The 7,890-nt window shown below is 58.3% G+C and carries 9 protein-coding genes; 5 read left to right on the forward strand and 4 right to left on the reverse strand.

Features of this window, described 5'->3' with window-relative positions; translation table 11 throughout:
• Both ACSFE6_RS30175 and ACSFE6_RS30180 read left to right on the forward strand, forming a co-directional pair.
• A partial coding sequence (locus ACSFE6_RS30175; RefSeq protein WP_435431029.1) for an RHS repeat-associated core domain-containing protein occupies nt 1-663 on the forward strand: 663 nt, incomplete at its 5' end.
• A gap of 3 nt (nt 664-666) precedes the next feature.
• Complete coding sequence (locus ACSFE6_RS30180; protein ID WP_435431030.1) at nt 667-1,062, forward strand: hypothetical protein; 396 nt, start codon at nt 667-669, stop codon at nt 1,060-1,062.
• Nucleotides 1,063-1,206: 144 nt separating this feature from the next.
• Here ACSFE6_RS30180 and ACSFE6_RS30185 read toward each other — a convergent pair whose 3' ends face one another.
• The 3 genes from ACSFE6_RS30185 to ACSFE6_RS30195 form a co-directional block, all read right to left on the reverse strand.
• Entirely contained in the window at nt 1,207-1,677 is a 471-nt protein-coding gene (locus ACSFE6_RS30185; protein ID WP_435431031.1) for a glycine zipper domain-containing protein, read from the reverse strand.
• 60 nt (nt 1,678-1,737) lie between these two features.
• Nucleotides 1,738-2,172 (reverse strand): DoxX family protein, encoded by a 435-nt coding sequence (locus tag ACSFE6_RS30190; protein WP_435431032.1) that lies wholly within the window; start codon nt 2,170-2,172, stop codon nt 1,738-1,740.
• A gap of 103 nt (nt 2,173-2,275) precedes the next feature.
• Nucleotides 2,276-3,697: a transglycosylase SLT domain-containing protein gene (locus tag ACSFE6_RS30195; RefSeq protein WP_435431033.1), complete on the reverse strand. Its 1,422-nt coding sequence runs from the start codon at nt 3,695-3,697 to the stop codon at nt 2,276-2,278.
• 259 nt (nt 3,698-3,956) lie between these two features.
• On the opposite strand from ACSFE6_RS30195, the gene ACSFE6_RS30200 reads away from it, so the two are divergent.
• From ACSFE6_RS30200 to ACSFE6_RS30210, 3 genes are all read left to right on the forward strand, one after another.
• Entirely contained in the window at nt 3,957-4,766 is an 810-nt protein-coding gene (locus ACSFE6_RS30200; protein ID WP_435431034.1) for a TatD family hydrolase, read from the forward strand.
• 101 nt (nt 4,767-4,867) lie between these two features.
• Nucleotides 4,868-6,349: a methyl-accepting chemotaxis protein gene (locus tag ACSFE6_RS30205; RefSeq protein ID WP_435431035.1), complete on the forward strand. Its 1,482-nt coding sequence runs from the start codon at nt 4,868-4,870 to the stop codon at nt 6,347-6,349.
• Between the two features lie 202 nt (nt 6,350-6,551).
• Complete coding sequence (locus tag ACSFE6_RS30210) at nt 6,552-6,917, forward strand: terminase (protein ID WP_435431036.1); 366 nt, start codon at nt 6,552-6,554, stop codon at nt 6,915-6,917.
• A 14-nt stretch (nt 6,918-6,931) separates the two neighbouring features.
• On the opposite strand, the gene ACSFE6_RS30215 is transcribed toward ACSFE6_RS30210, so the two are convergent.
• Complete coding sequence (locus ACSFE6_RS30215; RefSeq protein WP_435431037.1) at nt 6,932-7,729, reverse strand: acyl-CoA thioesterase; 798 nt, start codon at nt 7,727-7,729, stop codon at nt 6,932-6,934.
• Nucleotides 7,730-7,890 lie beyond the last annotated feature (161 nt).

The raw sequence follows: 7,890 nt of genomic DNA on the forward strand, positions 1-7,890 counted from the left end.
CAATACTTCGACACCGAAAGCGGCCTGCACTACAACCGCCACCGCTACTACCAACCGGGCAGCGGCCGCTACCTGACGCCGGATCCGGTGAAATTGGCGGGTGGGTTGAATGCCTACCAGTACACGCACAATCCGACGGGGTGGGTGGATCCGTTGGGGTTGAGTGGGAGTTGTCCGGGTAGGGATGGGTGTAGAAAACCGGCAGGTGGAGCGCAGGATCCGGCGAGTACGGCGAAGGTCGATCAGGGGGATGCTCAGCTCCCTATTTATCCGGAGGAAAAATATTTATACCGCGGGGATGAAAAGCACCCAGACATGATATTTGAGCAGGGATTTAAACCCAAAGGCACCAGCAACGATTTATTGCTCCACTCCCTTGACAGTAACAATCCTAAGAGCAATTTTGTAAGCACTAGCCCTAAAAGAGAAGTCGGAATTGATTTTGCAACGGGGTTCAACACGCGAGGTGGATTTCTATACACGATCCGTATGATTCCAGGCAGAGACTTGATTAGCGAGCTAGGAAAAAAATACAAATTCTCTAGTGAAAAGGAAATCGCGATTCAGGGAGGAATAAGAAAAGAGGACATTCTCGGCGCCACACCAATTAGTGCTAACGGCCGAGATGGTAATTACAGCATTTTAAATCCGAATAGGAAATAAAAAATGGATCGTGTGGAAATCACAATAATCAAAGACAAAAAGCGCCAAAGGGCTGAGCTTTTCTGCAATTCAGCTCCATTAAGCATTACCTTTATCATGGAAGATGGGTATCAAAACTCTTACATTGGGGACGACTTTTATAAGTGCTTCGGACACTTACGAAAGGATCATCCCGATATAACCTTCTTATGTAAAGGTGCAAAAATAAATGTGCACCCATCCAGTATGTCCTCACAAATGACAATGGGTGTAAAGGCATATGAACTTACAATGGGCAAACATGCCTTGAGAGGTGACATAGTCAATATTTTCGATTATGAAGAAAACAACCTCACAAACGACCCTCAATTACAGCAAGAGTTCTTCATGAAATGGTTCGATTCGGACATCTCGGAATAATACCGATGACTTTTGTCGCTACTATTGGCCAGAGCATCATTGTCAGAAAAATATAAATCATCCTTTCTGACCTCTAAACCCTACAAGCACAAACAGAAAAACCCGGCACCAGGCCGGGTTTTCTGCTGTCGGGCTCAACCGACATCAATGATGCTTGTTTTTGTGCTTGTGCTTATGTTTATGGCCACCACCGGAATGGGAGCTGTCATGGTCATTGTCGTCGCCAATGCTGTTGCCAACCGCACCACCCGCAGCGCCACCGAGACCAGCACCAATGGTCGATCCGGTTTTCCCGCCAATGCTGTTGCCGATCACTGAACCACTTGCCGAGCCCAGGCCACCGCCAATCGCCGCTTCTGTGCGACTGCCTTTGTTCGCGCCGACCGCGCTACCGGCCGCGCCGCCGACACCGGCGCCAATCGCAGCGCCAGTACTGCCGCCCAGTTGTCCGCCGACGACATTGCCCAGTGCCCCGCCAAGTCCACCGCCGACCGCCGCTTCACCATCACCGGCCATGGCCAGTGGTGTGAGCAAGAGCCCGAACACCAGGGCTGGCAGTGTGAAACGTGGGGTCCGATGACCGTTAACTTCCTTGCCTCTGGTATTCGCTGTCATAGCGTGCCTCGTTTTTCCAAGGGGTATGAAGCTTTGAGGTCGCAAAGCGAGAAAGGTTCGTCAACCCGCGATGGCACGGTCGGCCGAGAGTTTGCCAGCGCCTTCGATCAACACCGCGATGCTGCCTCCGAGCAGGGCCAGGGCGAACTCATAGCCGTTGTTAGCCATGAACAATCCGTTACTGATGTGCACCGAGAAGATCGCCACCAGCGACAGGAAGGTCAGACCCAGCGCCGCCGGGCGAACCAGCAGGCCGATGATCAGGGCCAGGCCGGCGAAGAACTCGGTACCGCCCGCCAGCGTTGCCATCAGGTAGCCCGGTGCAAGTCCGATGCTTTCCATGTACTGCGCGGTGCCCGCCAGGCCGTAGCCGCCGAATGCCCCGAAGAGTTTCTGCGAACCGTGGGCAGCGAAGATGATACCGACGATAATTCGCAAAACAGTCAGGCCGTAGCCAGCGCGGGTAGACAGAACCTTGTTGATCAGTGTGCTCATGTTGATTCATCCATTGTGAGAGTGTTTGGGTTGGTCGCCATATTAATCAGTAAACATCATAGTTAAAGCGCAAAAAACCGCTGTAACACTTCAGTTTATTCGATCATTTACGCAGGGCAACCTTCTGCCCCTGGGGCTCCAACGACTCCCGCTCCCGATCGAACGCCAAGTAGTACTTGTTCACGCTATTAACATAGCTGACAGGTCCCATTCCCACCTGTTCCATGGCGATGCGCTCGACCTGGAAAAACCACTGGTTCGGATTCAAGCCCCGGCGCCGTGCCTCGGCGCGCATCCCTTGCACCCGCTCAGGCCCGATGTTGTACGCCGCCAACACGAATGCCATGCGCTCGCGCTCGTTGAGCTTGGGGCTGGCGAAGAACTTGCGCCGAATCATCGCCAGGTATTTGGCCCCGGCCTGCACATTGGCATCGAGATCCTGGATATTGCTGACCCCCACGCGCTGGGCCGCGGACGGCGTGATCTGCATCAGGCCGGTCGGGGCTCCGCCGCTGCGCGCCTTGGGTTGCAGTCCGGATTCCTTGAATGCCAGCGCCGCCAGGTTAAGCCAGTCCATGCCTTGGGCGTCGGCATGTTTCTGCAGCACTGGCCGCAGCTTTTCCAGGCGCTGACGATCGGCCTTGGCCAAGGGATAGTGCACTTGGTAGAGACGTCGATAGATCCGCAGGAAAGCGGCGTCCTGGTCAGATGGCTTCTTGTAGCCATCGAGGAACCGGTCAATGCTGGCCCGCAGCATCGTCGCGTCGCGGCGTACGAACCAGTATTCCTCCCCCGGTTCGCTGATCAGTACCTGCTTATCGAAACGCAACTTCGGCAGGATCTTGCCCCAGCGCTCGGCAATCGGCTGTTCAACAATGGTCAGGTGAAAGATTCCGCCCTGGACCATCTCCAGCACATCCTCGACCGCCAGGCTTGGGTCAACCCACTCGATCGTCACCGGCGGCAGCTTGTGCAGGGCGAGCTTCTGATTGATCTGGCTGACGGCATCTCCGGCAGCGCTACCCGTGGGCAAGGCCAGGGTTTTGCCTGAGAGTTGTTCGAGTCGGGTGTAACGGCGTTCGCCCTTGATCCCCACCAGCACCAGCGGAATGTTACTGGCAATCGGCTCGCTGGTACTGACGGCGAAGCCCGCTCGCAGGTCGAGCAGTTCCCCGGGCGCCACCAGATCGCCCTCCCCGCGTTGCAACGCGCCGAGCAGTTGATCCTTGGCCTTGGGGATGATCTTGAGGGTGATGTCCTGACCGTCACGGGCGTGACCATTAAGGTATTGCTCGAAGGCGCGCAAGCGGTGGTATTCGACACCGATGGCCTGGCCCTGGACTTCACCGGAGCTGTTGCGGCTCTGGTTGACCAGTACCCGCAGCACGCGACTGCTGCGGATGTCCGTCAGGTCGCGCACCTTGGCCGCCGGCACGGCTTGCAACGGCCCGGGCAGCCGCGCAGCCGCCGACATCGGCAGCAGCAGCGAACAACACAGCAGTAGCAAAACCGAGGGACGAGTCATCCACTCTCCGGAAAGCATTCGGGTCGACTGCATGACTATTTTCATGCCATCAAATGACTGAAACGGGCGCCTGAAGCGCTGAAAAAGTGCGAAAGACTGGCACAGTGATGGCACCTTGACCATCCTGTCCGTCACGCGGATCAAGATCGTGGCCCAGGGTCGCGACTCAGAAGACAGCGATAACTCGTTGTAGTTCTTGGTTTTTCTTATAAATCTACGGCTCTGATATGCTTTCCGGCCTTGAGTCCGAGGTAGCACCATGCAACTCATCGATATCGGCGTCAACCTGACCAACTCCAGCTTTGCCGACAAACACCAGGCCGTTCTCGACCGCGCCTATGCCGCCGGGGTCTGCCAATTGGTGCTGACCGGCACCAATGTCGAAGGCAGCGAGCAGGCGCTGGAGCTGTGCCGCCAACTGGATGAAAGTGCGCAACGACTGTTCGCCACCGCCGGTATTCACCCCCACGCCGCCAGCGACTGGAACCCTGACAGCGCCCGCCGCCTGCGCAGCCTGCTCAAGGAGTCGAACGTGGTTGCCGTGGGTGAATGCGGTTTGGATTTCAACCGCGATTTCTCGCCGCGCCCTCAGCAGGAGAAGGTCCTCGAAGAGCACCTGGCGCTGGCGGTCGAGTTGCAAATGCCGGTGTTCCTGCACGAGCGCGATGCCAGTCAGCGTCTGCTGGAGATCCTGCGCGACTACCGCGACCAATTGCCCGCCGCGGTCGTGCACTGCTTCACCGGGGAAAAGAAGGCGCTGTTCAGCTACCTCGACATGGACCTGCACATTGGCATCACCGGCTGGATCTGTGATGAACGCCGGGGTACTCATTTGCATCCGTTGGTTAAAGAGATCAAGCGCGGGCGCCTGATGCTGGAAAGCGATGCGCCTTACCTGCTACCGCGCAGTTTGCGTCCCAAGCCGAAGAATGGTCGCAATGAGCCGGCCTTCCTGACGGAAGTGTTGCGTGAGGTGGCGTTGCATCGGAGGGAGACCCAGGAAGACCTGGCGGCGCATACCACCGCCTGCGCCCGAGCATTCTACGATTTGCCCACCATTCCCCAGTAAACACAGCTCCCACATTGACCCATATCAAGACCTCAACGCCTGAGTAGCGGCACAATGCTGGCACCTTGCCAAAACTGTTTCCGCTATCAGAGAAGACCTCCATGGGTGCCTGGCTTAGCAATATCTCGCTGAAATACAAATTCTGGGCAGTGAATGCCGTCGCCTTCGTCACCACCCTGCTGCTGGTGCTGTACGCCGTGCAGCTCGAACACCAGACCCGCAGCCACGCCGCCCAGGCATCGGCCCAGGCTCAGGCACGCTTGCTCAGCGCCTGGCCTGTCGGGCAACCCCTGCCAAAAGCCGAAAACCTGCTGACCTTCAATCGCGGCCAGGCGCCGACACTCAACGGCCAGCCACTACCGGAACTGACCCATGTAACTGGCTGGGTCGATATCAATCCCATGCCGCTGTTCGGTGATAACCCATTGCTTGGCGCCGAGGTGTTCACCCGTACAGACGGACAGCAGGTCGCGGTGATCGCCCATGGCCCGAGCCTTGGCCAGATGTTCGGTGAACGTTTTGCTCACTATGCGGCGGCGGTGTTCATCCTGATGCTGGCGATGCTTGGGGCCTCGCAATTGTTGATCCGTTTCCTGCTCAGCCAGCTCAACACCTTGAAAGATGTGATGCTTCACGTCGAAAAGACCGGCGACCTGACAGCCCGCGTTCCCTTGGCGTGCAACGACGAAGTCGGGCAGATGGCCAATGCCTTCAACGCCATGCAGGCCGGCTATCAGCGGGTGGTCAATACCGTGGCCAACACTGCCCGTCAGCTGGATGACGGCGCCGCGCGGTTGGCGTCGAGCATGAATGAAGTGCGCCACGGCATGCTCGGCCAGCAGAGCGAAACCGATCAGGTGGCCACGGCGATCAATGAAATGACAGCCACCGTCCACCACATCGCCCAGCACGCCGGCGCCACCCGTGACCTGTCGCAATCCGCCGATACCTTGGCCGGCAGCGGGCAGGCAGTGGTCATGCGCGTACAGAGTTCGATTGCCGGGTTATCCACCGGGGTGCAGCAGACGGCCGAGATGATTCAGCGCCTCGCCGAAGACAGCCAGAAAATCAACGGCGTGGTCAATGTCATTCACAGCATTGCCGAGCAGACCAATCTGCTGGCACTCAACGCGGCGATTGAAGCGGCCCGTGCCGGTGAAATGGGTCGTGGATTTGCCGTGGTCGCCGATGAGGTACGCAACCTGGCCAAGCGCGTGCAAACCTCCACCGACGAAATCACTGTGATGGTGTCCGCGTTACAGGCCGGAACACGGGACGCGGTGGATTTCATGCAGGAGAGTTCATTCAAGGCCGATGATTGCGTGCAACAGGCGCAAGAGGCCGGCGAGGCGCTGGCTCAGATCACCGGGGCAGTGGCGCAAATGCGGGAAAGCAACACGCAGATTGCGGTGGCGGCCGAGCAGCAGAGCCAGGTGGCGGAAGAGATGAACCGGGCCGTGGTGAGCATCCGTGATGTCACCGAGAACACAGTGCAACAGACGGTCGGTTCGGCGACCACCAGCAATGAGTTGGCGGCGTTGGCTGGGGAGTTGAGCAAGGCGATAGGACAGTTGAAGCTTTAAGGGACTCTTCGCGAGCAGGCTCGCTCCCACATTGGAATGCGATCAACTGTGGGAGCGAGCCTGCTCGCGAAGGCGTCAGCCCAGACAACATCAACATTGACCATGGCCCCTATCACATCGATAGCCAACCTTGATTCGCCGCCTGCATTCACCGGGCCTATTCTTCAATCATGTGTTCAACATGGATTTGAGGATCAGCATCATGGGCAAACGTCATCCCAACCTTCCCGCCTGGCAATGGCGTGCCTACCCGAACAACCACCAGCACCCGACCAACCTGGTGTTGCACCTGATTGCGGTGCCTCTGTTCATCGTGGCCTTTCTGTTGATTGTTTCCGGGGTGTTCGGCCTGAACCTGGCGAACATCGCCATCGGTGTCATCGGTGTGATTGCGGCGCTGGGTTTGCAACGCCACGGTCACAGCCTGGAAGCGCAAGCCTCGGAGCCGTTCAGCGATCGTAAAGACGCGGTATCGCGCCTGATGGTCGAACAGTTCCTGACCTTTCCGCGATTCTTCCTCAGTGGTGGCTGGTGGCGCGCCTGGCGTGAGCGCCACCGCCGTCATTGATCAGCAGCTTTTAATCAGGCAAAGACGGTGACCGTCTGCCGGCTCATGGCAATCAATCGCCCTTCCACGTCCCACAACTTCGCCGCCGCATGGCCGTAGCCGTCGGCGGCGTGTTCGGTTTCGACGAGGTACTTGCACCAGTCCAGCGTGCTCAGCTCAAGCAATGGCTGGACGAACTCGATAGTCCAGGTCAGGGTGCTGCCCATGGCCGGTTTCTTCAGAAACGGCATCACTGCCGGTGGCCAAGCATCCACCAGTGCCAGGATGTGCGCCTCGCTGACCGCCTCTTCCTTCACATCGCCGCGCAACCGTACCCAGCCGCCCATCTGGCGCGAGGTATTACCGGTGAACGGCAACCCGCCGACACTCCAGCGCATCGCCAGATGCCGCATGAATTCCGGAATGACGCCTTCGATGAAGGGCAATTCCTGGCAATCGTCCCAGTGCTTCATCTCCGGTGCCGGGTGCGCTGAAACAGCGACCTCGGAAGATCTCGAGGCGCCGAAGCTGCCCTGGATCAGGGTCACGACCTGCCCCTTTTGCAAGGCTCGGCCGAGCACCTGGATCACCGCCTTGCCTTCGCGCAGCACATCGACTTCAAAACTGACCGGCACTTCCGGTTCGACCGGACCGACGAAGGTGATCGCCAGCGAACGCACCGGGCGATCCTCTGGCACCTTCGCGCGCATGGCTTCGTACTGCAAAGCGGCCACCAGGCCACCAAAGCTGGCTCGCCCCTGCGCCCATCCGGCCGGGATAGACAGGTCCAGCGGCTGACGGCGGACGGCGTCGAGCAGATCGGAAAAGCGCATGAAAACCTCTGGGGCTGAAAATGGATGAAGGGATCTTAACCAGCCGACGGAGGCTGTACAGCGCGCATTCCGGCCAAATTGACCGACAGATGAGCCGCACTGGGCTCATCTGTCAGACACAAAACCCTGTGGGAGCGAGCCTGCTCGCGAATGCATACTGT

Origin of the sequence: Pseudomonas baetica, from assembly GCF_051216495.1 — a bacterium.
In the GTDB taxonomy this organism is placed as follows: Bacteria; Pseudomonadota; Gammaproteobacteria; order Pseudomonadales; family Pseudomonadaceae; genus Aquipseudomonas; species Aquipseudomonas baetica_B.